Origin of the sequence: Dermabacter sp. (assembly GCF_032550575.1) — a bacterium.
GTDB lineage: Bacteria > Actinomycetota > Actinomycetes > Actinomycetales > Dermabacteraceae > Dermabacter > Dermabacter hominis.
The window spans coordinates 224,896-248,326 of sequence record NZ_JAWFZC010000002.1; the positions used below are offsets into that span (position 1 = coordinate 224,896).

The following is a 23,431-nucleotide window of genomic DNA, read 5'->3' on the forward strand; positions in this document are numbered from 1 at the left end:
ATTTCTCCGTTCATGCTGCTGACTGCTCCCCGGTAGGTCCGGCAGGCGAGGTAGCCGCGTCGACGAGAACACCATCGCGATACACCAGCGCTTCGGTGATGCGCACCCCCACCTCATCGTCAACGCGCAAGTCGTCGGCCTTCGCGAGCGAGCGCACACGAATGGCGCCGACCCGCACGACGAGGTCGCTGAGGTGGCCCTTTGGGGTGATGCGCTCAATGGTGCCCTTGAGCTGGGCGGCGCGGGGATCGCCAATCACGACGTTCTCGGGGCGAATACCGCATTCGGCATGTTCGGCCGCTCCGGTCACGAGGTCAATCGGCAGCGGCTCGAGACCTTCGACGTAGATGCGACCGGAACCGTCGGCACGGCGCTCCACTCGCCCTTTCACGAAGGACATCGTCCCGATGAAACCCGCGACAAACCGCGTCGCCGGTCGGCGATACAGAGTCGTTGGATCAGTCAGCTGTTCGATCCGGCCGCCGTTCATGACGGCGATGCGATCAGCAACGGCGAGCGCCTCCTCCTGATCGTGCGTCACAAAGACGCTCGTCATGCCAAGTTCCTGCTGGATACGACGAATCTCTTCGCGAACCTGGACGCGAAGTTTCGCGTCGAGGTTCGAAAGCGGCTCATCGAGAAGCAAGAGCGAGGGGTTTTGGACGAGCGCACGCGCGAGAGCAACGCGCTGCTGCTCGCCGCCCGACAGCCGCGCCGGTCGGCGCCCGGCCTTCTCCTCGAGTCCGACGAGCGCGAGGGCCTCACGCACGCGTGCGGTGCGCTCGTCGCGTGGGACCTTGGCAACCTTGAGCGGGAATGCCACGTTCTTTTCGACGCTCATGTGGGGCCAGAGCGCGTAGTTCTGGAACACCATCGCCGAGGGCCGGCGCTCCGGAGGCAGCGACGTCACATCACGCTCACCCACGGTGATCCGCCCCGCATCCGGCGTGAGGAACCCACCGATCATCCGCAAAGTCGTCGTTTTCCCGCATCCCGAAGGGCCGAGCAAACAGACCATCTCTCCCTTCCCGATCGCGAGATCAAGATCTTTGATGATGCTCTTGCCACCGAGCGTGATGCTGACGGAGCTAAGCGTGAGCGGCTCGGGAGAGAACCGGCGAGCGGTTCGGGCAGCTTTCGATGCGGACTGTGTCATCGGATTTGGAAACCTTCTGCGAGAGCCCCACCCATGATGTGCTTCCTTACGAGAAGAAGAAGCACAACGGAGGGGACGGTGAGCATGATGGAAAAAACGGCCGCGACCTGTTCCGGCGAGTTGAGAACGAGCGTGTAGAGCTCGGTCGGCATCGTGGAATAACTGGGGGCACCAACGAGGTAGGTGGCCTGAGCTTCGTCCCACGACGCGAGGAAAGCCATGATGAGGGCGACGAAATACCCCGGGGCGGCAAGTGGAAGCGTGACGCTCACGAAAGTCCTGAGCCATCCGGCGCCGCTATCGCGCGCGGCATCTTCGAGCCTGCGCGGTACCGCCGCAAACGAGGCGGCAGGAATCCACGTAAGAAAAACAACCTGACCGAGCATGTGCGCGATCGTGACACCCGGAATGGTCTCCATGAGGTTGAAGGCGTAGTACAAAGCCGCAATGCTCACAAAAAGCCCCATTTTCGGGAACGCATTCGTTGCGAACAGGCCAAGGAGCATCACCGTGCGCCCCGGGAACTGCATGCGCCCAAAGGCGTAGGCAGCGGGCATACAGATGAGAGCCGTGAGCGTCGTCGATAGGACGGCGAACATGAGCGAATTGAGGATCGAGGTGACGAACTTCGGAGTACCGAAAACCTTTCCCCACCAGTCAAAGGTGAGCCCGGCCGGAAGGAGGTTCGGCACGCGCCACTCGGTCGCGAAGGCGTGAAGGGCGAGCCACACGATCGGCCCGGCCACGAAGAGCAGCAACGCAAGCGCGGCAAGCCCCGACGCAATTTTCCTGGGCATATCAGGTCATCTCTTCTTTTGCTTGTCGGTAATTGGCCCAGACGTAAAGAACCCCAATCAGCGCAGCGAGCGCAAACACGACAATGGCCATGACAACTGATTGCTGCGGCTCTCCGTACGTGTTGAAGTGTTTCGTCATACTGACGCCGAGCATGGTCGGCGCGGAGGGGCCCGTGAGCCACGGAACAGTGAACGACCCGACGTTCCCAATCGCGGTAAAGGTCATAGCGATGACCGTGGGCACGAACGCCATCGGTGCCACGACGTCCTTCACAATGCGGATCGTTCCCGCACCTGCATCCCGAGCGGCATCAATCAGGGCATCAGGCACCGATTGAACCCCCGACGACACCATGAGGACCGCAAACGGAAGCGAGGACCACACCTGAGTCATGAGCACGAGGGTCGACGTGAACGCAATTTGAGGTGGGCTCGCCACGCCAAGACTCCGCATCACTGAGCCAAAGAAACCGTCGGCCGCCCAGAACCGAATCATGGCCCACGCCCCGATTACTCCCGGGATAAACATCGGGATGACGGCGAAAGCGGGAAGCATGCGGGTGATGCCCGACGGCCGCAGCCGCATCGCGAGAGCCACGAGCCACGCAAGGGCCGTGACGATCACGGTGGTGAGAATTGAAATGCTCACCGTCACCCGCAAATCCGAGAGAAATCGCGGGTTCGAAAAGACCTCGCGATACGCGTCGAGAGTCGGAGCCCATGACTGCGTCTCGTGCGTGTTCTTACCGATCATCGCGATCGTCGTGTTCAACCCGCCCGTGTACCCGAGGCTCAAGCCGAAGGCATTGATGACGGGAAAGCCGATGAAAACGATGATGAGGAGGATCGGTGGGCTCGCGAGGAGCACACCGATCCATGATTGCCTCGATGCCACGCTTGCTCCCTAGGCGGTCGGAACCTTCTGGTCCCAGAGCTTGGCTTTGTTGTCTTCGTGGTCGCCAAAGTAGCCCTGGCCGAGGTTCTGCGTGTCGATGCCGTCGAATTTCTTTTGAATCTCCTCGGGCATGTCCTCGAGCGGGATGATCGGGTAACCCGCCATTGTCGTGGAGATGATCTGCTGCCCCTCGGGGGAGAGCGCGAATTTCGCGAGCGCGAGCGCGGCAGGCTTGTTCTTCGAGTTCTTCGGGATCCCGAGGAACGATGCGCCGCCTGCGAACGGCGGATTCGAGATCTGCGTCGCCTTGACCCGTTCCGGGATCTTCCCGGACTCGCGACCGGAAATGAACTGATCGGACCACACCGGGATCATCGCGACCTCGCCGTTGACCAAAAGCTCAATGCTCTGCTCGTTGCCGTTCGGGTAGGTGCCCTGGCCGTACGTGAACTTACCGATGCGCTTGAGCTCTTCCCAGCCCTTGTCCCAGTGCTTTTCGTCGGCCTCGTCGTAGCTCGTCGTCATACGCTCGCGGACGTCCTTCGGGATGTACAGGTCGAGCACACTCGTCACGAAGGCCGAGCCTGAGCCGCCCGTCGAAGGAGAGTTGTAGGCGAACTTGCCGGGGTTCTGTTCGATCCAGGTCAGAAGCTCCTTGAGAGTCTTCGGAGGGGTGGCGACTTGCTCCGTGTCGTACGCGAGGAGCACGGAGGAGGCTCGGTAGGGGAAGGCTTGTCCAAGTCCTTGGGCAAGCGCTTCCTGGGGAACATCGCCGAGGGCGGGAATCTCTTTGGCGCTCACGTTGAGCAGAAGTTTCGCGTCTGCCGCGTCCGTCACCCAGCCGTCATCGATGAAGTCCATGCCCGAATCGCCGTCGCCGGCAGCGGACAAGCGCGCGAGCGATTGCTGGGAGCGTTCGGAGTGCAGATCGTGGTCAACCTTGATCGTGACCTTCGGGTATTTCTTCGTGAAGGCCGGCCCAAGCCCGTCCTGCCATAGGTCGCGCACGTTGGTGTCGCCGCCCGCGTGGATGCGAAGGGTCCCTTCGACCTCACCCGTCACATCGGCTGCCGACTCACCTCCCTTGTCGGAGGCTCCTGAAGAGTTTTTCGAGGCTGGCGCACATGCTGTCGCGAGGCCCGCGAAGCTAAGGGCAGCACCACCAAACAGAAGTGAACGTCGATTGAGGGACATTGCGTGGCCTTTCCACTGGCGCGCAAGGGGCGCATCGATTTGGACGACGCCTCGAGGTTAAGCGCGCCGATGCCCCCGCTACGCCCGTCCCCCGCCCACGCTCGCGAAAGGTCGTCAAGAGTTCACGCAGTGGTCATGAAAGACCCCGTTTAAAACGGGCTTTGCTAGCCGAACTTGGGCCTTCTGTTACTTGATGCTCACCTGCAGGCCACGTGGACTTTTGCTTCGAGGTTTTAGCCTTCGAGCGGGTTTTCCTGTGGGGGAAGTTTCTCGATGACCTCGTGGTCAAACGACTGCGGACCCAGCTTCGCCGCACCACCGGGGCTTCCGAGCTCGTCGAAGAACTCTACATTCGCGCGGTAGTACTCGCTCCACTGATCGGGCAGGTCGTCCTCGTAGTAGATCGCTTCGACGGGGCACACGGGTTCGCACGCACCGCAATCGACGCATTCGTCAGGCTGAATGTACAGCGAACGCTCGCCTTCGTAGATGCAGTCGACGGGGCATTCGTCAACGCAGGCACGGTCTTTGACATCAACGCACGGGAGGGCGATGACGTAGGTCATGGCTTCACAGTCCTTTCTTCGCGCTGGTTCGCGCGCGCGATGTTTCTGATTTGGATGGCCCACACGATAGCGACACCCACGAGAGGCACGATCACGCCGAGGAACTGGGCGGCCCAGCCCTGCCACTGCGCTTCGCCCGCAATCTGTGCTGGAACGAGAAGCCCTCCCCCGAGCGACGTGCCCGAAAAATACACGGCCACGAGTGTGAAGGCGAGAGCATCGATGAACAGTGGGAGCTTGCGCCCGCTAAGCGCGACCAGCATGCAGGTTGCGACGACCTCGTAGGCGCAACCAAACAGGAGCCCCCACGGCACGGACACGTCTTGGACGGTCGAGCGCATACGGTGCGTCCCAATCACGACAAGGCCGCCGAGCACCCCCACGATCGCGCCGACAACGATCTCGGTCGCGCGCGAGGTGGGCCTCGTACCGTCGGCGAAAATGACGCCTTCGTTGGGGTCCTTGTGACTCATTGTCTCGCCCTCGATTACGAGTTGCGGGCGCGAGCGCGAGCGCGCGCACGCTCGGTCGGGTCGAGGACGACCTTACGGATGCGCACGATTTCGGGGGTGACCTCGACGCATTCGTCCTCGGCGGCGAATTCGAGCGACTCCTCGAGCGTGAGCTTGCGCGGCGGAATGAGATTCTCGAACGCGTCTGCCGTGGCCGAGCGCATGTTCGTGAGCTTCTTTTCCTTCGTGATGTTCACGTCCATGTCTTCATTGCGGGAATTTTCGCCGACAACCTGCCCCATGTACACCTCTGAGGTGGGTTCCACGAAGAACGAGCCGCGTTCCTGGAGGTTGATCATCGCATACGGCGTCACGGCACCCGCGCGGTCAGCCACGAGGGAGCCCGTGTTGCGGAATTCAATGGGGCCCATCCAGGGCTCGAAGCCTTCGGCGAGCGAGGAGGCGATGCCGGTACCGCGCGTTTCGGTCAAGAAGCGCGAGCGGAAACCAATGAGGCCGCGCGCGGGAACGAGGAATTCCATGCGCACCCAGCCCGAACCGTGGTTGTTCATGGTTTCCATGCGCCCCTTGCGGGAGGCCATGAGCTGCGTGATTGTCCCGAGGTATTCCTCGGGAACGTCGATCGTCATACGCTCGATCGGTTCGCACGTGACGCCGTCGATCTCGCGGGTCAGCACCTGCGGCTTCCCCACGGTCAGTTCGAAGCCTTCGCGACGCATCTGTTCAACGAGAATCGCGAGAGCGAGCTCGCCGCGGCCCTGAACCTCCCATGCGTCTGGGCGATCAGTGGGCAGAACCTTGAGGGACACGTTGCCGACGAGCTCGGCATCGAGGCGGTCCTTGACCTGGCGGGCGGTGAGCTTGTGGCCCTTGACCTTGCCGGCGATCGGCGAGGTGTTGATGCCGATCGTCATCGAGATCGCGGGGTCGTCCACGGTGATGAGTGGGAGCGGACGAGGATCGTTGAGGTCGGTGAGGGTTTCGCCGATCATGATGTCGGGGATACCCGCAACGGCCACGATGTCGCCGGGGCGCGCCGTGCGCGTCATCTGCTCGCGTGTGAGCCCCTTCGTTTCGAGAAGTTCGGTGACCTTCACGCTCTTGATATCGCCGTGGCGGGTCGCCCACGCGACCTGCTGGCCCTTCTTGAGCTCGCCGTTCTCGATGCGCAAGAGCGCGAGACGGCCGAGGAACGGCGAAGCATCGAGGTTCGTGACGTGTGCCTGCAGCGGCATGTCGTCGTCATATTCGGGAGCGGGGATCGATTCGAGAATCGTCTTGAAGAGCGGTTCGACCGTTTCGGAATCGGGAAGCTCGCCGTCTGCGGGCTTGTTCGCGCTCGCACGCCCAGCTTTGCCGGAGGCGTAGATCACGGGGACGTCGAGCAGTGCGTCGAAGTCAATCTCGGCGTTGTCTTGCGAGAGGTCCTCAGCGAGGCCGAGAAGGAGATCCGTTGTTTCGTTGACGACCGCGTCGATGCGGGCGTCGGGACGATCAACCTTGTTCACGACGATGATCACGGGAAGGCTCGCGGCAAGAGCTTTGCGCAGAACGAATCGGGTCTGCGGGAGCGGCCCCTCGGACGCGTCCACGAGCAGCACGACGCCGTCGACCATGGACAGGCCGCGCTCTACCTCGCCGCCGAAGTCGGCGTGCCCGGGGGTGTCGATCACGTTGATCGTAATGCCCTCGGGGTGCCCGATCTCGGCTGCCGTCGGCCCCGAATAGTGGATCGCGGTGTTCTTCGCGAGGATGGTGATGCCCTTTTCGCGCTCGAGGTCACCGGAGTCCATCGCACGCTCGTCAACTTTGTCGCGTTCGCCGAACGCGCCGCCCTGGCGGAGCATGGCGTCCACGAGGGTCGTTTTGCCGTGATCGACGTGGGCGACGATCGCGACGTTTCGAAGATCGGAGCGGTGCTGAATGGTCATAGGAGCCTTATCTGTTCGGGATCGGCGGAAGTCTCGTGAGGTGTGGGGGTCCGACGCTTGCCTGGCCCACGCGCGCCCGATTCATGGTAACGCGTCCGGGCCCCTTATCGGCTGCGTGAGCCTTCTCGCGTGACGAATAGAAATCTGCCTCACAGGGTGAGGGATCACAATGGAAACATGAGTGAAAACAGCAATCTCTCCCCCGCCCCCGTTGATCCGACGACTACCGAGGCCTGGCAGCGCCTCGAAGAGCACGACGGCATGCTCGACAAAGGCCTGCGCGAAGCGTTCGCCGAAGATCCCGATCGCGCCAAGAAGCTGAGTTTTGAGGCGGCGGATCTGTTCGTTGATCTCTCGAAGAACCTTGTATCCGAAGAAACCGTCGGACTCCTTCTCGATCTCGCAAACGAGACGGGCGTGTGCAAGCGCCGCGACGAGATGTTCGCGGGCGCGCACATCAACACGACCGAGGACCGCGCCGTTTTACACACCGCGCTTCGACGCCCGAAAGGCGCATCCCCCGCCCTCGACGTCGACGGCCAGAATGTCGATGCCGATGTGCGTGAGGTCCTCGAACGCATCTATGAGTTTGCGAATAAGGTTCGCAGCGGCGAGTGGACCGGCGTGACGGGTAAGAAGATCGAGACCGTCATCAACGTTGGCATCGGCGGCTCCGACCTCGGCCCCGTGATGGTGTACGAGGCACTGCGCCCGCTCGCGGATGCGGGGATTGAGGCACGCTTCATCTCGAACATTGATCCGACCGACGTGGGCGAGACGACGCGCGACCTCGATCCCGAAACAACCCTCGTGATCGTCGCGTCGAAGACGTTCACGACGCTCGAAACGATCACGAATGCGAAGCTCGTGCGCGCGTGGCTGCTCGACGGCCTGCACGCCGCGGGCGTCGCTGAATCACAGGATGCCGAAGCCGTCGCGAAGCACTTCGTGGCCGTCTCGACCGCACTCGACAAGGTCGAGGAATTCGGTATTGACCCGGCCAACGCCTTCGGGTTCTGGAGCTGGGTGGGCGGTCGCTACTCGGTCGATTCGGCGATCGGCACGATCCTCGCCGTCGTGTTCGGCCCCGAGGCCTTCGAAGAGTTCCTCGGCGGTTTCCACGCGATGGACGAGCATTTCCGCACAGCAGCTCCCGAGGAAAACCTGCCTTTGCTCATGGGGCTCGTGAACGTGTGGAACGTGAACTTCCTCGGCGCCGAGACTCACGCGGTTCTTCCCTACAGCCAATTCCTTCATCGCTTCCCCGCCTACCTCCAGCAGCTCACGATGGAGTCCAACGGCAAGTCCGTGTGTTACGACGGCTCAGCCGTGACTGCGGAGACCGGCGAGATCTTCTGGGGCGAGCCCGGCACGAATGGTCAGCACGCCTTCTACCAGCTCATCCACCAGGGTACGCGCCTCATTCCCGCGGATTTCATTGCGTTTGCTAATCCCACCTACGCACTCAAGGACGGCGATACCGACGTCCACGAGCTCTTCCTCGCGAACTTCTTCGCGCAGACCAAAGCGCTCGCCTTCGGCAAGACCGCAGAGGAAGTTGAGGCCGAGGGGACGACCGGCGCGCTTGTTCCCGCACGCGTGTTCTCAGGCGACCGTCCGACCACCTCGATCATGGCGAGCGCTCTCACTCCGAGCGTCCTCGGCCAGCTGATCGCGCTGTACGAGCACATCACCTTCGTGCAGGGCGCAGTGTGGGGCATCAACAGCTTCGATCAGTGGGGCGTTGAGCTCGGCAAGCAGCTCGCGAAGCAGTTGACGAGCGCCGTCGCGGGCGACGAGTCGGTTCTCGCCGAGCAGGATTCCTCGACGCGTCAGCTCATCGAGTACTACCGCGCGCACCGCGCCTAAATCGCGTACACAAGAAGAACGGGGCCTCGCTTCGGCGAGGCCCCGTTTTCTTTGACGAGTGGGTAACCCCCACAACCCCTATGCAATCCAACGCCGTTGCGGCTCGGCAGTCGGTCCGCCTAGCGGGATTCCCGCGAAGTCCCGCGACTTTGTCTCTAGGATGGACGTGGCGTAAGACATAACCGAAGGAGAGTGGCATGAAGGTCGGCATTCTGACTTCTGGCGGCGACTGCCCGGGACTCAACGCGGTCATCCGCGGAGCTGTCCTCAAGGGAGATTCCATCTACGAAGATGAATTCGTGGGCTACCTCGACGGCTGGAAGGGAGTGCGCGACAACGAATTCATCCCGATCCCTCGACGCCTTGTGCGCGGCATCGGCCGTCAGGGCGGAACGATCCTCGGCACCTCGCGCCTCAACCCCTTCCACGAGGACGGCGGCGGCGCCGAGGGTGTGCGCAAAGTTCTCGAGGACCACGATGTCGACGCCCTCATCGCTATCGGTGGCGACGGAACACTGTTCACGGCCAATCGACTCGCAGAGGCCGGCATCCCCGTGGTCGGCGTCCCGAAAACAGTGGATAACGACCTCGACGCCACGGACTACACGTTCGGTTTCAATACCGCCGTTGATATCGCAACCGAGAACCTCGACCGCTTACGCATGACGGGCAACAGCCACCACCGATGCATGGTCGCCGAGGTCATGGGGCGCAGCGTCGGCTGGATCGCGCTCCACTCGGGTATGGCTGCAGGCGCGCATGTCATCTGCATCCCCGAATTCCCGCTCACGATCGACGAAATCTGCGAGTACGTTGCGCAGCGCGCTGCACGCTCAAAGCGCCGCTCCCCACTCGTCGTCGTCGCCGAGGGGTTCGTTCCGAAAGACGCGCCGGCAGACTTCATGGACTACGAGATGGACGAATTCGGCCGACCGATCCTAGGCGGCGTCGCCCAGCGCCTCGCCCCCTATATCGAAGAAGCCACGGGTATCGAAACCCGCGCGACCGTACTCGGACACATCCAGCGCGGCGGCGAACCGAATGCGTACGACCGCGTGCTCGCGACTCGTTTCGGTATGGCCGCGATCGACCTCGTGCACGAAGGCGGTTTTGGTCGCATGGTCTCGCTACGCGGGACCGACATCGTGAACGAGCCGCTCACCGAGGCAATCGACTCGGTGAAGCGCGTGCCCAGGTCCAGATGGGACGAGGTTCGCGTCCTTTTTGGGTAGGACGCCGCGCATTTGCGCCCCAGTCCTGCTTTTTGATAATAATTCTTAACATGCTGACCGCGCTCGCCCTCACCACAATTGCCGGGCTCGCCACGATCCTCGGCTCTCTCATAGCCTTGAGTGACCGTGCCCGCGAACCGAAAGCCCTAGGCGCAGCTCTCGCGTTCGCCGCAGGTGCGATGCTCACCGTCAGCGCTCTCGAGCTCCTCCCCCACTCGATCGGTGTGCTCGGAGCGGGCACGACCACCCTTTACTGCGTCGCCGGCCTCGTCATTATTGGCGCCCTCGACCTTGCCTCGCGAGCGTGGGAGCGCCGTGCGGTCACGAGCGCTAGGGAGGCGACGCAACCGTCGGACTCCTCACGTGCACGAGCACTTTTGCGCACGGGCCTCATCACGGCTCTCGCACTCACCGCGCACAACATTCCCGAGGGGTTCGCGACGTTTTCGAGCGCACTCCAGGACACCGCGTTCGCACTCCCGCTCGCTGGCGCGATCGCGCTGCACAACATCCCCGAAGGGGTCGCCGTCGCCGCCCCCATCCTCCACGCGACGGGGTCACGAACGAAGGCCATCGCCGCGACAGCGCTCTCGGGGCTGTCCGAACCAGTCGGAGCCCTCGCGCTCTACGGGCTCCTCACCGCCACGGGGCACGCCGCGAACCTCGAATGGGCAAACCCCCTCATCGCAGGGGTGATGATCGCAATCAGCGCGGTCGAGCTCCTCCCCCTCGCCTACACGCACTCTCGGCTCACGCGAACCCTCACGTGGTGTGGCATCGGTGCGCTTGTCATGGCGGCGAGCCTATGGGCGCTCGGCGGCTGAGCACGAGGTTTGCACCCCGCCGCGGCCTGGTACGTTTGAGAAGTTCGTGACCGTCACCGCGAGGAGAAACTGATGTCCGCCATCATGTACACCATCACCGACGAAGCCCCCATGCTTGCGACCGCCTCGCTCCTGCCAATCGTGCGTGGCTTCGCCTCGAAGGCTGGCGTCGACATCGAAACCCGCGATATTTCACTCGCCGCTCGCATCCTCGCCGCATTCGCGGACCGCCTCCCCGAGGACCAACGCGAACGTGATGCACTCGCCGAGCTCGGCGCCCTCGCGCGCACCGCAGAGGCGAACATCATCAAGCTTCCCAACATTTCGGCCTCGGTTCCGCAGCTCAAAGCCGCGATCGCCGAACTTCAGGCACGCGGTTACGACCTCCCCGACTACCCGGATAGCCCCGAAACCGACACCGAACTCGACGTCCGCGCGCGATACGACGCCGTCAAAGGCTCCGCCGTCAATCCGGTGCTCCGCGAAGGCAATTCTGACCGCCGCGCGCCGCGTGCAGTCAAAAACTTCGCGAAGGCCCACCCGCATCGCATGGGCGAGTGGAGTACCCACTCGCGCACCGAGGTCGCCACCATGAGCGAAGGTGACTTCCGCTCGAGCGAACGAAGCTTCGTCGTTCACGGCGACAAAACCTTCCAGATCGTCCATGTCGCCACCGACGGCACCGAAACGATCCTCAAAAACGCCGTGACTGCCGAGGATGGCGACATTATTGACGCAAGTGTCATGAGCATCGGTGCCCTGGAGCAATTCCTCACCGCTCAGATTGAGAGGGCCCGCGAGCGCGACGTTCTGTTCTCGCTCCACCTCAAGGCCACGATGATGAAGGTCAGTGACCCCGTCATCTTCGGTCACGCGGTGCGCGCGTTCTTCCCCGAGGTCTTCACGCGGTTCGGGGCAAAACTCGAGGATGCGGGACTCTCGGCAAACAACGGTCTGGGCGCGATCCTCTCGGGCCTCGAGGCGCTCGATGCCGAGACCGCCGAGGCGATTCGCACGCTTGTGAGTGACCGCCTCGCCGAGGGGCCCGAGCTCGCGATGGTCGACTCGGATCGCGGCATCACGAATCTTCACGTGCCGAGCGACGTCATCGTGGATGCGAGCATGCCCGCGATGATCCGCACGGGCGGAAAAATGTGGGGGTCCGACGGCGCCCCGCACGACACGCTTGCCGTCATTCCCGATAGCTCCTATGCCCCCATCTACCAGGTTGTGATCGACGATTGCCGCCGCCACGGCGCGTTCGATCCGGCGGGCATGGGAACCGTGCCGAACGTCGGCCTCATGGCGCAGAAAGCCGAAGAATACGGCAGCCACGACAAAACTTTCATCGCCCCCGCAGACGGGCGAATCGAGATCCGCTCGACATGCGGGTGCCACGACGCGGCGCTGACATCGCACACCGTCCAGGCCGGCGATATTTTCCGCGCATGCCACACGAAGGACGCACCCGTGCGCGACTGGGTCGCGCTCGCTGTGCGTCGCGCGCGCCTTAGCGAAACGCCCGCCTTCTTCTGGCTTGACCCCGAGCGGGCACACGATCGCGAAATTGCGACGAAGGTCGAGCGCGTGCTCGCCGACGAGGACACCGACGGCCTGGACATCCGCGTGCTCAGCCCCGTCGAGGCCATGAGGGAGACTCTCGCGCGAACGCGCGATGGACTCGACACGATCTCGGTCACCGGCAACGTGCTGCGCGATTACCTGACCGACCTCTTCCCCATCATGGAGCTCGGCACCAGCGCCAAGATGCTCTCGGTTGTTCCCCTCATGGCGGGCGGCGGGCTCTTCGAGACGGGAGCGGGCGGCTCCGCTCCGAAGCATGTCCAGCAGCTCGTGACGGAGAACTACCTGCGGTGGGATTCTCTCGGGGAATTTCTCGCGCTCGCCGAATCGCTGCGGCATCTTGCACGTCGCGACGACAACCACGATGCCGAGGTCCTCGCGGATACGCTCGAGCGCGCGACCGAAACGTTGCTCACCGAAGGCAAGTCACCCGAACGGCGCCTCGGCGGCACCGACAACCGAGGCTCGCACTTCTTCCTCGCACTGTTCTGGGCGCGTGAGCTCGCTTCACAAAGCGACAGCAGTGCGCTCGCGCGCACGTTTACGCCCGTCGCGCGCGAGCTTGATCAATCCGCCGCTGACATCGAGCGTGAGCTTCTCGCGGTTCAGGGCACGAAGGCTGAGATCGGTGGCTATTACCGGCCCGACCCTGAATCGACAGCAGCGGTCATGCGGCCCTCGGCCACGTTCAACGCGATCATCGACCAGCTCGCGGCGCGCTAACGCGCCCGCCTCGAGCTTCCCTAGAAGCGCAGGTCGGTCTCGACGCCCATCGAACGCGCGACCGGCAAATGGAAGTGGTCGCTTGCGCGTGCCTGGTTCTTGAACATCACGCGGAACACTTTCTTCGCGAGGAGCGTCAGGAACGTCGCAGGCGCGAGCACGAGGTTGGCGCGCGCTGTCACGAACCACGTGGACTTGAGACGCTGATTGCTCCAACGCTCGCTCGTGTCGGGACACGAGGCGAGAAGACGCATCGCTTTCGGCACATCCAGGTGTTCCTTGAAGCCGAAGTGGACGTTCACGCATTCGACGCCGTCGGGCACGCCCGGGACGTCCAGGACCTTGATGCGATCTTCCGCGTTCACGCGTGGAACAGGCTCGGTCGTCACCTCGGCAATCACGACGCGCGAGTGGATCGCGCGATTCACGCGCGTTTGCGTGAGAAGCGCGAGCGGCGGCGTATGGACATCCTGGTGGAGGTACACGACGGTTCCCGGGAGCTTTTGGAGCTGCTTCTTTTCCGTGCGCGCCACGAATTCCTCCCACGTTCCGCACAGGTCCCGGCGGCGCTCACGAAGGCGATCGGCGCCGAAGCGCCACACGTGCATCGTCGCGATGCACAGCGCCGATACGACGAGGGGAATCCACCCTCCCGTGAACACTTTCGCCGCGTTGGCCGCAAACAGGAAGAGCTCGGCGCTCGCAAAGAACGCGGCCACGACGACGACCTTCCACAGTGCCCACTTTCGCACGTGGCGAAGGTAGAGGAACAGGAGAGCAGTCGAGAGGAGGAACGATCCCGACACGGCGATGCCGTACGCACTCGAGAGCCCCTGCGAGGAGCGGAAGGCGAGGATGAGCACGAGTGCCCCCACGCACAGTAGCCAGTTCACACCGGGCACATACACCTGCCCCTTGTGTTCGCTCGTGTACGTATGTGTGAGGCGCGGAAGCAGCCCCAATCGTTGGGCCTGCATCGACACGCTGAACGCCCCCGCAATCACGGCCTGCGACGCAATGATCGTCGCGAGGGTCGCAAGAATCACCACGGGGAACTGAAGGCTGTGCGGGACAAGATCGTAGAACGGGTGGCTCGCGCTGCGTTCGCGCAGAACGAGCGCCCCCTGCCCCAGATAGTTAAGTGCGAGGCACGGGAAGACGAGCGCGAACCATGCCCTCGCGATCGGTCCTCGACCAAAGTGCCCCATATCCGCATACAGAGCCTCCGCGCCCGTCACCGTCAGCACAACAGCGCCGAGCGCGAAAAATGCCAAGAGCGGTTCCGTCACGATAAAGCCGAGAGCATGATGCGGGGAAAGCGCCCCGATGATTTCCGGAGTCTTGACGATCGACAGCACGCCGAAGGTCGCGATCACAAGGAACCACACGATCATGACGGGCCCGAACGCGCGGCCCACGACGCCCGTTCCCCACCGCTGAATGCTGAACAGGGCAAGCACAAGCGCGAGCGCGATTGGCACGACGAGCGGGCCGAGGGCGGGAGACGCCTCTTCGAGCCCCTCCACAGCCGACAGGATTGAGATGGCCGGGGTGATGAGCGAATCGCCGTAAAACAAACCCGCCGCGCACATCCCGAGCACCATTACCGCGCCGAGCAGACCTCGCGTGCGCGCGCTCGACAGGACGGATGTCAGAAGCGCCGTGAGCGAGAGCTCGCCTCCCTCACCGTCGTTATCGGCACGAAGGAGCACACCTACGTACTTAATGGAGACCGTGAAGGTGACTGCCCACAGCACGAGGGACAACGCACCAAAAATATGCTGGGGATCAGGGGGAAGCGGGTGGCCGTCGGCCTCTGTGAAAAGCGCTTGGAATGCGTAAATCGGCGAAGTGCCGATGTCTCCGAAAACAACGCCGAGGGCGGCGACGGACAGTGCAAAAATACCTTGTGAACGGGCGTGAGTTGTCATCACGACCGACGAGTCTAACCTGGCCCCATGAGTCAAGAAACCGTTAAGGCTGTCTCGTGGCTCACGAATCCGTAAGGCCGTACAGCGGCTATCAGCCCCACATACGAAAGCGCCCCGGCACACACCGGGGCGCTTTCGTACTGTCGCGAAATCAGAGAGCCGCGAGTGCAGCCTCGTAGTCGGGCTCGTCATCGACACTCGGCACGAGCTGCGAGTGCACAACCTTGCCGGTTTCGTCGGCGACGAGCACGGCACGAGCGAACAGGCCGGCGAACTCGCCGTCGGACAGCACCACGCCGTAGTCCTTGCCGAAGCTCGAACGGAAAGCCGAGAACGTGTGGACGTCATCGAGGCCCTCCGCGCCGCAGAAACGCTCCTGCGCGAACGGAAGATCAACCGACACACCGATCACGACGGTGTTGTCGAGCGAGGAGGCCTTCTTGTTGAACGTGCGCAGCTGCGCCTGGCACGTGGGCGTGTCAACCGAAGGGAAAATGTTCAGCACAATGCGCTTGCCGGCGAAGTCGTCAAGAGTGACGTCTTTCAGCTCGGCGTCTGCAAGGGTGAACGCGGGAAGCTGATCGCCAACCTTGGGGAGCTCCCCGTTCGTCGACACGGTTGCGCCTTCAATGGTGACTTCTGCCATCGTCATTCCTTCTTTCATCGCTATGTCCGGCCGCGACATGCGGCCCTGCTACGACTCGTACAGTAGAACCGCCATCTGACCGTTGCCAGAAAGCGGCGCACCCTGACACGCCTACGCCCTCTCCGCTTTCATACGCTCAATGGCCTTCTTCACATCAAAGTCAGCTTTCGGATAAGCGGGGGCGATGCGTTCGAGCGCATCGGTCAGAAGCTGCTGAACAGCCAGCCGCGCGTACCACTTTCGATCCGCGGGAACGACGTGCCACGGAGCCCACGCCTTGTGCGTCTCGCGGATCGCAGCGTCGTACGCATCCATGTATGCATCCCAATGCTCACGTTCGTCGAGGTCGCCCATGTTGAACTTCCAGTGCTTATCTTCGCGTTCGAGACGCTCGTAGAGCCTCTCCCACTGCTCCTCCTTGGAGATGTGCAGCATGACCTTCACGACCTCGTAGCCCCGTTCTTCGACGAGTTGCTTTTCAAACCTGTTGATGTCGCTGTAGCGCTTCGCGAGAGTCTTGTCGTCTGCCCACCCGTGGACGCGGTGGATGAGCACGTCCTCGTAGTGCGATCGATCGAACACGCCGATGAAGCCCGGCTCGGGAAGCGCTCGACGAATACGCCACAGGAAGTGGCGATTCTTCTCCGTTGCCGTTGGGGCCTTGAAACCTTTGATTCGCACGCCCTGCGGGTCAACAGCGCCCACCACGTGACGCACAATTCCGCCCTTGCCGGCAGTGTCCATGCCCTGGATCACGAGAAGGACGCGGCGGCCATTTTCTTGGTCGCGATGCTCGGCCCACAGTCGCTCCTGGAGCTCACTGAGGTACGCGCTGCGGGCGGCGAGGATTGCTTTGCCGTCCTGCTTGTCGCCGCCAAACTCGAGCCGCGCCTTCGTCGAGAGGTCGCGCACGGAAGTGAAGCCCTCGAGGTCGAGCGGGAGCTCGTGCCCGCGTGGGCGCGCGTCAACATAGGTACCGTCCTCGACGATGTCGAGTGCAGCATCACTTACCTTCAGGTGTTTCTTCGCCTGATCGAGAACGATCTGTTCGCGCTGTTCACGCACGGGCGCCTGAGCGTTCTCAGTGCTCTTTTTGCTCTTCTTGTCCTTTTTGGCCATACCTTCAGTCTAGGAAGCGGCGAGGGGCCCTCCCTGACTCATACTTACCTAGAGGCTCGCCTGTGCGTGAGTGCGATGAAGCGCGTCACGATGAGGGCACCGAGGGCGACGGCAGCCGTCGACACCCAGACCGCCGCGCGGAGCCCGGCGCTGTCCACGATGAGGCCGCCAATGATCGCACCCCCACCGATCGAAATGTTGAATGCCGCGCTATTGAGAGCGGTGCCCGCCTCAACGCGGTCCCCCGCCTCAGCGTTGACGAGCGACTGAATCGACACCGAGGCCATGCCGCCAAAAAAGCCCCACACAGCGATGATGACGAGAGCATTGACGGGGGCGGACATCACGGTCGCGACGAGGATGAGCGAAAGCGCCGTACCCACCGCAAGGACAAGAACCGCCAAGGCAGCAGAGCGTTTGATGAGCGGGCCGGCGGCGAAGTTCCCGATGAGGCCGAGCGCCCCGTAAAGCAGCAGGTACATGCTGATCTTTTCGAGATCGACGTGGGCGAAGTCTTGAAGGATCGGACTCACGTAGCTGTACGAGACGAACTGGCCCGTCACGATAATGAGCGTCAGCACAAATGCGTAGCGCACGCCGCGGATCTTCACAGCACCGAGGGTCGAGCGCACGGTTTCCACCGCGGCCGACTGCACGGGCCTGACCATTGCGACCATCATGAGGCCCACGACGAGGGCGAGAATACCCGTGGCAGCGAACGCGCCGCGCCACCCGAGCATCGTTCCGAGCCACGTTGCGAGAGGCAGTCCAAGCACGAGCGCGCTCCCGTTCCCGGCAAACGCAATGGTCAGCGCAGTCGTGCGGTCCTCTTTTTTTACCTGGCCAATCGCGACGAGCGGAAGCACGGGCCAGTTCATCCCGATTGCAATCCCGGTGAAAATGCGCGAGGCAAGAAAGAGCGGCCACGAGGTGGAGAAGAAGGAAATCGTGCAACTCACGACTACCGAGAGAAGAGCGAGTAGCAGCACGGTCTTACGGTTCAAGGGGCGAGTCACGCTCGGCACGAGTAGGGCCACAACGCCCGCGATCACGCCGGGAAGTGTCACGGCGAGCCCGACGGTTCCTCGGCTCACACCGAGGTCGTTGGAGATAAGCGTGAGCACGCCGATGGGAAGCTCTTCGATGGTGATAAGCGTGAAGATCCCGAGAGCCAGCGCGACCACCGCGATCCAATTCGAGCTCTCCGGCTCGCTGTTCGGTGCTGCCTCGGGGAGGGTCGACGGATCGACCTCCGGGTTAATCGCGGGAATAGAGCCTGTCACGGTAGGAGGAACAGCCGACACGGCACACCCCTTCATCGTTATGCGGCAGACACGTCAGGTGCCTGGGCTCACGGATGTTGACCCGCGCAGCGCCCAACACTCTAGGAAAAGACGCGAGTCTCCTCCAAGTTGTGGTGGCGGGATTCACCGCGCGGATACCCATAAAATGGGAGCGCCCTCGACGCGCGCACCGGAAGGTTTTTCCTTATGGCCATTGGCTTTGCCGCACTGCTCGACGATATCGCTGCCCTCGCGCGCATGGCCGCGGCCAATGCCGACGATGTTGCCGCCGCGTCCATGAAGGTCAGCGCAAAGGCAGCGGGAGTCGTCGTTGACGACGCAGCCGTAGCTCCGCAATACGTACGCGGAGTCAATCCCAAGCGGGAGCTGCCGATCATTTGGAAAATCACGAAGGGTTCCTTGCTCAACAAGGCCATCATCCTCGTGTTCGCGCTCCTTCTTTCGCAGTTTGCGCCGTGGGTCCTCACGCCGCTACTCATGCTGGGAGGCACCTACTTGTGCTTCGAAGGTGCCCATAAGATTTGGGAGCTTGTCACCGGCAACAAGGAAGCGAAAGAAGCCGAGCCTTCCGTTGTGCAGGGAGAGGATGCGGAAAAGAAGGTTGTATCGGGGGCCGTGCGCACCGATTTCATTCTCTCCGCAGAAATTATGGTGATCTCGCTCAACGAGGTCGCTGACCAGCCCCTCGTGGATCGCGCCCTCATCCTCGTGGTCGTCGCGATTGTCATCACGCTCGCCGTTTACGGGGTCGTGGGGCTGCTCGTCAAGATGGACGACGTTGGGCTCGCGCTCACGAAACGAGATTCAGGCGCCGCGAAGACGTTCGGCGCATGGCTCGTGCGGGCAATGCCTGTCGTCATGACCATCATCAGCTACGTCGGAATGTTCGCCATGCTGTGGGTTGGCGGTCACATCATGCTCACGGGGCTCGATGAGCTCGGGCTGCACGCACCGTACGCGCTCGTGCACCACCTCGCCGAGGGCGTCGAGGCGATCGCGGGCGTGGGCGGAGTGCTCGCCTGGCTCGTCGATACGCTGTGCGCCCTGGTGTTCGGGCTCGCGTGGGGCGCCGTCGTGGCCGGCGTGTGGGCACTGACCCCGTGGGGGAAGAAGGCCCACTAGCGCCAGCGGGGCCGGCCGCTTACTTTTCCGTGGGAGTGACGGGCGGTTCAGCCGACCAGGGGAACACGATCCAGTCGGCGGTATGTTTCCAGACGAAATGAGGCTCGACGACCGACGTCGGCTTCGAGTACAGGACCGCGGAGCGCGCCTCGGCGCCTTGAGCCTCGAGAAGCTCGAGGACAAGCGCGAGGGTACGGCCGGAATCGGCAACATCGTCGACGACGAGCAGGCGCTTGCCTTCAATAGCCTCGGTGTCAAGCAGCGGCGCGAGGAGAACTGGATCGGGAAGGGTCTCGTGAACGTCGGTGTAAAACTCGACGTTGATAGCGTCGGCAAGTTTGAGTCCCAGAGCGTATGCGAGGGACCCCGCCGGGAGCAGGCCGCCGCGCGCAACGGCGATGATGATCTCGGGCTCGAAGTCCGAATCAATGATGGTTTGTGCAAGTTCACGGCTCGCGGTGCCGAAGGTCTCCCACGTGAGGACCTCCTTCACCTGCAGATCGCTTGAATCGGCGTGGTAGGCCCCTGTCACGGCGTCCTCGTTTCCCCGGCTTTTCCGGATCGCACCGGTTGTTCCGGTGGTGTGTTCGTTGTCTTCTCCCCCGTCGGACCCTCGGGGCCAACCGGTCGTGGCTCCATTCTAGGGGCGAAATTCCGCGTCTTCGAAACGCTGCTGCCGGGTGCGTACACTAGTAACGACTTCGATACAGCCGCCCACCCTTTTGGTAGGCACCTCGCATGTGAAGACAGCAGGAGCCGCGATGCTTGATTATTGTGCGTCTCTCATCGTGCGTGCGCGGCACCTGATCGTCGCCCTTGCGGCGTTGTGCGCGGTGTTCTTTGGAGCGTTGATTCCCTTCGTCGGCGTGAATGCCGACATGGCGAAGTATCTGCCGTCCGCATCACCGATGCGCGCCGGAACCGAAGTCCTCACAGATCAGTTCGATGACCCCGATCTTTCGACGTTTCGGGTCATGGTGGATGGACTCGCTGACGACTCGGAGCGCAAAGAGGCCCTCGCTGCCCTCGAGAAGCTCGATGGGGTTCACCACGTCACATCGTCAACCAATGCCACTCCTGCCGATGGCGACCCAGCCCGATACATCAACGGTGACCACACGCTCTTCGTCGTCTCCTCCGAATCCGACTACGCAGACCCTGCGGCGACGTCCTTTGCCGAGGAACTCTCCGCACTGAGCGAGTCCGGCCTGAACGGGCACTCCCTCACCTTCACGAGCGATAATCCGTCGACGAGCGGTGAGCTTCCCCTGTGGATCGCGGCTATAGCTGTCGCTCTGCTCGCCGCGATCCTTATCGCGATGAGTGCATCGTGGATCGAGCCTTTGCTCTACCTCGCGACGATTGGCATCGCCGTGCTCCTCAACATGGGATCCAACGTTGTCCTTGGCGAAATCGCCGAAGTGACGTTTTCGATTGCCGCTATCCTCCAGCTCGTCTTGTCGATGGATTACTCGATCATCCTCGCCAATCGATATCGGCAGGAACGCGCCGCGCAGAAAAGCCGCGGTCTGGACGCCGTACCGGACGCAAGCGCAATCGCCATGAGGCGAGCCCTGCCCAAGGCCTTCAGCGCAATCGCCTCGGCATCGATTACGACAATCGTCGGCCTCCTCGTGCTCGTCTTCATGAGCTTCAAGGTTGGCGCCGATCTCGGCATCGTCCTTGCCAAGGGCGTAGCGATCTCAATGCTGACCGTTTTCACGGTCCTTCCCGCACTCCTTGTCATGTGCGACGCCTTGATAGCGCGCACACCAAAACCGTTCCTCAGCCCCCGCTTGGGCGTGCTCGCTCGGCTCGAGCACGCTGCACGATGGGTCGTTCTCGCTCTGTTCGTCGCCGTCCTTGCGGGATCCGCGTTTCTCCAGTCCCGTACGGAGACGGCGTACACGCTTTCGACCCCCGACCGGGTCGCCGAGCATTTCACCCCCGATAACGACATCGTGCTCGTCTATCTCAATTCGAATGCTGAGCACATCCATGAGATTGCCGATGCTGTACAGCGCGATCCGCACGCGATAAGCGTGATGGGCTACCCCACGACCGTCGGGGAGCCGCTCACGAAGCGCGAGATGAAAAGCACCCTGGAAAAAATTGAGGGTTCGCACGACTCTGGGAACGCGATTGGGAACAAGGACGGGGCCGACGGCTCCTTGGCCCTCAACGACACGGCCCTCTCGATGGTGTATTTCGCGTACCACGACGGTCAGGCGGGAACCATGACGCTACGAGAATTCGTGGCTGCCGCTCGCGAGGCTAAAAACCTCAGCCAAAAGGGGGAACTCGGGTCTTTCACGTCGGGCGGCATCGGCCGGATTGAAGGAGTCGACGCCCTCGAGCGCGCACTCGATTCAGGTCAGGTGCCCGGTGACGTTCTCGGCCGCGAGTTCACCCCGAAGCAGCTAGCGTCGGCGCTTAAAAGCATGAAGGAGCGCGGGAGCGAGGGCGATTATTCAGGCGACGCGAGCGACGCGGCTCCTCTCAACGAGGACGATCTCACTCAGCTCTTCGTGCTGCACCGCGCGCTTCACGAATCGGATCCGTCCTGGACGATGTCACTCGATGACCTCGTGCACTTCATGCTCGAAAACTCCGGGCAGGACGGGCGATTTGAGGGGCAGTTGAGCACTGAGCAGGTTTCTCAACTCGAGAGCGCCGCCGCAGACATCGCTGATGTTCGCACGCGGTTCGTGGGAACCGAGTTCTCGCGTTTAATTATCCGTACTGACTACCCCAAGGAAAGCCCGGAAACACTCGCGTTCGTCGAGAATCTCGTCGATCTCGCAGACGCCAAGGTGCCCGGTGAGCATTTCTTCGTGGGAGATTCAGCCATGGTGTACGAAATGCGCGAGGGATTCGGCGCGGAAAATGTGAAGATCGCACTTTTCACGGCGGCCGCAATATTCATCATTGTGGCGCTCACGTTCCGCTCGATCGCCGTGCCTGCGATTCTTGTACTGCTTGTGCAGGTGGGCGTCTTTATTACGGTGAGCACCGTCGGGCTCCAGGGATACAGCATGTACTATCTCGCGATGCTCATCGTGCAGTGCATTTTGATGGGAGCCACGATCGATTACGCGATCGTCCTCACGACGTATTACCGGGAGGCACGGCAGGAACACGGGGTGCGAGAATCGCTTGCGCGCGCCTACGACGGTTCGATTCACACGATCCTCACCTCGGGTCTCATCATGGTGCTGGTGACGGGCGTGATCGGTTTTCTGTTCTCAAATCCGACGGTTGCCCAGATCTGTCGAACCATCGCAATCGGCGCGTTTGCGGCCATCATCCTGATCGTGGGGATCCTGCCTGCACTGCTCGCCGTTCTCGACCGGGTGGTGGCTCCGAAAGACGCGGCGCCGCGGGGATAGAGACACGGCAGCGAAAAGGCACGGCGCCGTTCGGGGCGGCCTAGAATTGCCCTATGGTCATGCATGAGGTGAAGGTTCTCGTCCCCGAAGATCGGCTCGCCGATTTCTACACGCGTTTTGGCACGTGGCTCGCGGAAAGCGAGACGGCCCTGCCCAAAGCGAACGACGACGCGCACGAGAGGCCCGCGACGGAAGACGGGGGCCTTGCGGAAACTCGCCCCGGCGGCGAGCGCGCCGTCAACCGAGGCAAAGACGAGGCGCAACCGGCGTCGGACCGCACACCCCCTGAGCCGGAAAGCCCGCGCCGCAGCGCCGCTGCCGCTGCGCCCACCTCAAGCGATCACGACCTTCTCGACTGCGCCGTCGAGTGGTGGCGTTCCCTCAAACGAAACGAGCGCGATATTTTCACGCTTTTCATGGACGCTGCGCCGAACACGCTCGGAGCGCCCGAGATTGTGGCCGCGCTCGGACTCAAGAGTGAACGCGTCATCCCCGGTGTCCTCGCCTGGCCGCGCCGCAAGGCTGCCCGTGCGGGCTTTCCCCTCGCGTGGAAGTTCGAGCACGATGCCGACGGCAAGGCCCGATACGGGCTTCGCAACATGCCGGAAGTGTCGATGAGCGCGCACGAATATGCATCGCTATTGCGCGAGGCAAAGCGCAAGGTCGAGGGCTAGCG

The 23,431-nt window shown here is 62.6% G+C and carries 19 protein-coding genes; 7 read left to right on the forward strand and 12 right to left on the reverse strand.

Going from position 1 to position 23,431, the window contains the following annotated elements:
* Window positions 1-10: 10 nt before the first annotated feature.
* The 7 genes from E6X30_RS04195 to typA all read right to left on the reverse strand — a co-directional run bounded on the left by E6X30_RS04195 (window position 11) and on the right by typA (window position 7,012).
* Window positions 11-1,156, reverse strand: a complete 1,146-nt coding sequence (locus tag E6X30_RS04195; protein WP_016664179.1) for an ABC transporter ATP-binding protein — start codon at window positions 1,154-1,156, stop codon at window positions 11-13.
* Window positions 1,153-1,953 carry an ABC transporter permease gene (locus tag E6X30_RS04200; RefSeq protein WP_061211198.1) on the reverse strand — a complete coding sequence of 267 codons (801 nt, stop codon included), beginning with the start codon at window positions 1,951-1,953 and terminating at the stop codon, window positions 1,153-1,155. The genes E6X30_RS04195 and E6X30_RS04200 overlap by 4 nt, the downstream gene beginning before the upstream one ends.
* Before the next feature lies 1 nt (window position 1,954).
* Entirely contained in the window at window positions 1,955-2,848 is an 894-nt protein-coding gene (locus tag E6X30_RS04205; protein ID WP_065247500.1) for an ABC transporter permease, read from the reverse strand.
* Between the two features lie 9 nt (window positions 2,849-2,857).
* Window positions 2,858-4,042, reverse strand: a complete 1,185-nt coding sequence (locus E6X30_RS04210; protein ID WP_070435253.1) for an extracellular solute-binding protein — start codon at window positions 4,040-4,042, stop codon at window positions 2,858-2,860.
* Window positions 4,043-4,275: 233 nt separating this feature from the next.
* Window positions 4,276-4,608, reverse strand: a complete 333-nt coding sequence (fdxA, locus tag E6X30_RS04215) for a ferredoxin (RefSeq protein WP_016664175.1) — start codon at window positions 4,606-4,608, stop codon at window positions 4,276-4,278.
* The gene (locus E6X30_RS04220) at window positions 4,605-5,081 is read right to left on the reverse strand and encodes a hypothetical protein (RefSeq protein WP_016664174.1); all 477 of its coding nucleotides are present in this window, start codon (window positions 5,079-5,081) and stop codon (window positions 4,605-4,607) included. Before E6X30_RS04220 ends, fdxA begins: the two co-directional genes overlap by 4 nt.
* 14 nt (window positions 5,082-5,095) lie before the next feature.
* Window positions 5,096-7,012 (reverse strand): translational GTPase TypA, encoded by a 1,917-nt coding sequence (gene typA / locus E6X30_RS04225; RefSeq protein ID WP_016664173.1) that lies wholly within the window; start codon window positions 7,010-7,012, stop codon window positions 5,096-5,098.
* A 177-nt stretch (window positions 7,013-7,189) separates the two neighbouring features.
* On the opposite strand from typA, the gene pgi reads away from it, so the two are divergent.
* From pgi to E6X30_RS04245, 4 genes are all read left to right on the forward strand, one after another.
* Window positions 7,190-8,881 carry a glucose-6-phosphate isomerase gene (gene pgi / locus E6X30_RS04230; RefSeq protein WP_070435251.1) on the forward strand — a complete coding sequence of 564 codons (1,692 nt, stop codon included), beginning with the start codon at window positions 7,190-7,192 and terminating at the stop codon, window positions 8,879-8,881.
* A gap of 197 nt (window positions 8,882-9,078) precedes the next feature.
* Window positions 9,079-10,113 (forward strand): ATP-dependent 6-phosphofructokinase, encoded by a 1,035-nt coding sequence (locus E6X30_RS04235; protein ID WP_316335776.1) that lies wholly within the window; start codon window positions 9,079-9,081, stop codon window positions 10,111-10,113.
* 50 nt (window positions 10,114-10,163) lie between these two features.
* Entirely contained in the window at window positions 10,164-10,937 is a 774-nt protein-coding gene (locus E6X30_RS04240; protein WP_316335777.1) for a ZIP family metal transporter, read from the forward strand.
* A gap of 72 nt (window positions 10,938-11,009) precedes the next feature.
* On the forward strand, window positions 11,010-13,244 hold the full coding sequence (locus E6X30_RS04245) for an NADP-dependent isocitrate dehydrogenase (RefSeq protein WP_316335778.1): 2,235 nt from the start codon (window positions 11,010-11,012) through the stop codon (window positions 13,242-13,244).
* Window positions 13,245-13,264: 20 nt separating this feature from the next.
* On the opposite strand, the gene E6X30_RS04250 is transcribed toward E6X30_RS04245, so the two are convergent.
* From E6X30_RS04250 to E6X30_RS04265, 4 genes are all read right to left on the reverse strand, one after another.
* The gene (locus E6X30_RS04250) at window positions 13,265-15,175 is read right to left on the reverse strand and encodes a KUP/HAK/KT family potassium transporter (RefSeq protein WP_316335788.1); all 1,911 of its coding nucleotides are present in this window, start codon (window positions 15,173-15,175) and stop codon (window positions 13,265-13,267) included.
* Window positions 15,176-15,326: 151 nt separating this feature from the next.
* Complete coding sequence (gene tpx, locus E6X30_RS04255) at window positions 15,327-15,821, reverse strand: thiol peroxidase (RefSeq protein ID WP_016664167.1); 495 nt, start codon at window positions 15,819-15,821, stop codon at window positions 15,327-15,329.
* Between the two features lie 111 nt (window positions 15,822-15,932).
* On the reverse strand, window positions 15,933-16,940 hold the full coding sequence (locus E6X30_RS04260; protein WP_016664166.1) for a PPK2 family polyphosphate kinase: 1,008 nt from the start codon (window positions 16,938-16,940) through the stop codon (window positions 15,933-15,935).
* A gap of 44 nt (window positions 16,941-16,984) precedes the next feature.
* Window positions 16,985-18,244, reverse strand: coding sequence for an MFS transporter (locus E6X30_RS04265; RefSeq protein ID WP_016664165.1), 1,260 nt, complete (start codon window positions 18,242-18,244; stop codon window positions 16,985-16,987).
* Between the two features lie 186 nt (window positions 18,245-18,430).
* Between E6X30_RS04265 and E6X30_RS04270 the strand changes: the two genes are divergently transcribed.
* Entirely contained in the window at window positions 18,431-19,366 is a 936-nt protein-coding gene (locus E6X30_RS04270; RefSeq protein ID WP_016664164.1) for a DUF808 domain-containing protein, read from the forward strand.
* A gap of 19 nt (window positions 19,367-19,385) precedes the next feature.
* On the opposite strand, the gene E6X30_RS04275 is transcribed toward E6X30_RS04270, so the two are convergent.
* Window positions 19,386-19,898, reverse strand: coding sequence for a phosphoribosyltransferase (locus E6X30_RS04275; protein WP_016664163.1), 513 nt, complete (start codon window positions 19,896-19,898; stop codon window positions 19,386-19,388).
* Between the two features lie 229 nt (window positions 19,899-20,127).
* On the opposite strand from E6X30_RS04275, the gene E6X30_RS04280 reads away from it, so the two are divergent.
* Together E6X30_RS04280 and E6X30_RS04285 are read left to right on the forward strand one after the other, a co-directional pair.
* On the forward strand, window positions 20,128-22,755 hold the full coding sequence (locus E6X30_RS04280) for an MMPL family transporter (protein ID WP_316335779.1): 2,628 nt from the start codon (window positions 20,128-20,130) through the stop codon (window positions 22,753-22,755).
* A gap of 53 nt (window positions 22,756-22,808) precedes the next feature.
* Window positions 22,809-23,429 (forward strand): hypothetical protein, encoded by a 621-nt coding sequence (locus tag E6X30_RS04285; RefSeq protein WP_316335780.1) that lies wholly within the window; start codon window positions 22,809-22,811, stop codon window positions 23,427-23,429.
* Window positions 23,430-23,431: the final 2 nt, after the last annotated feature.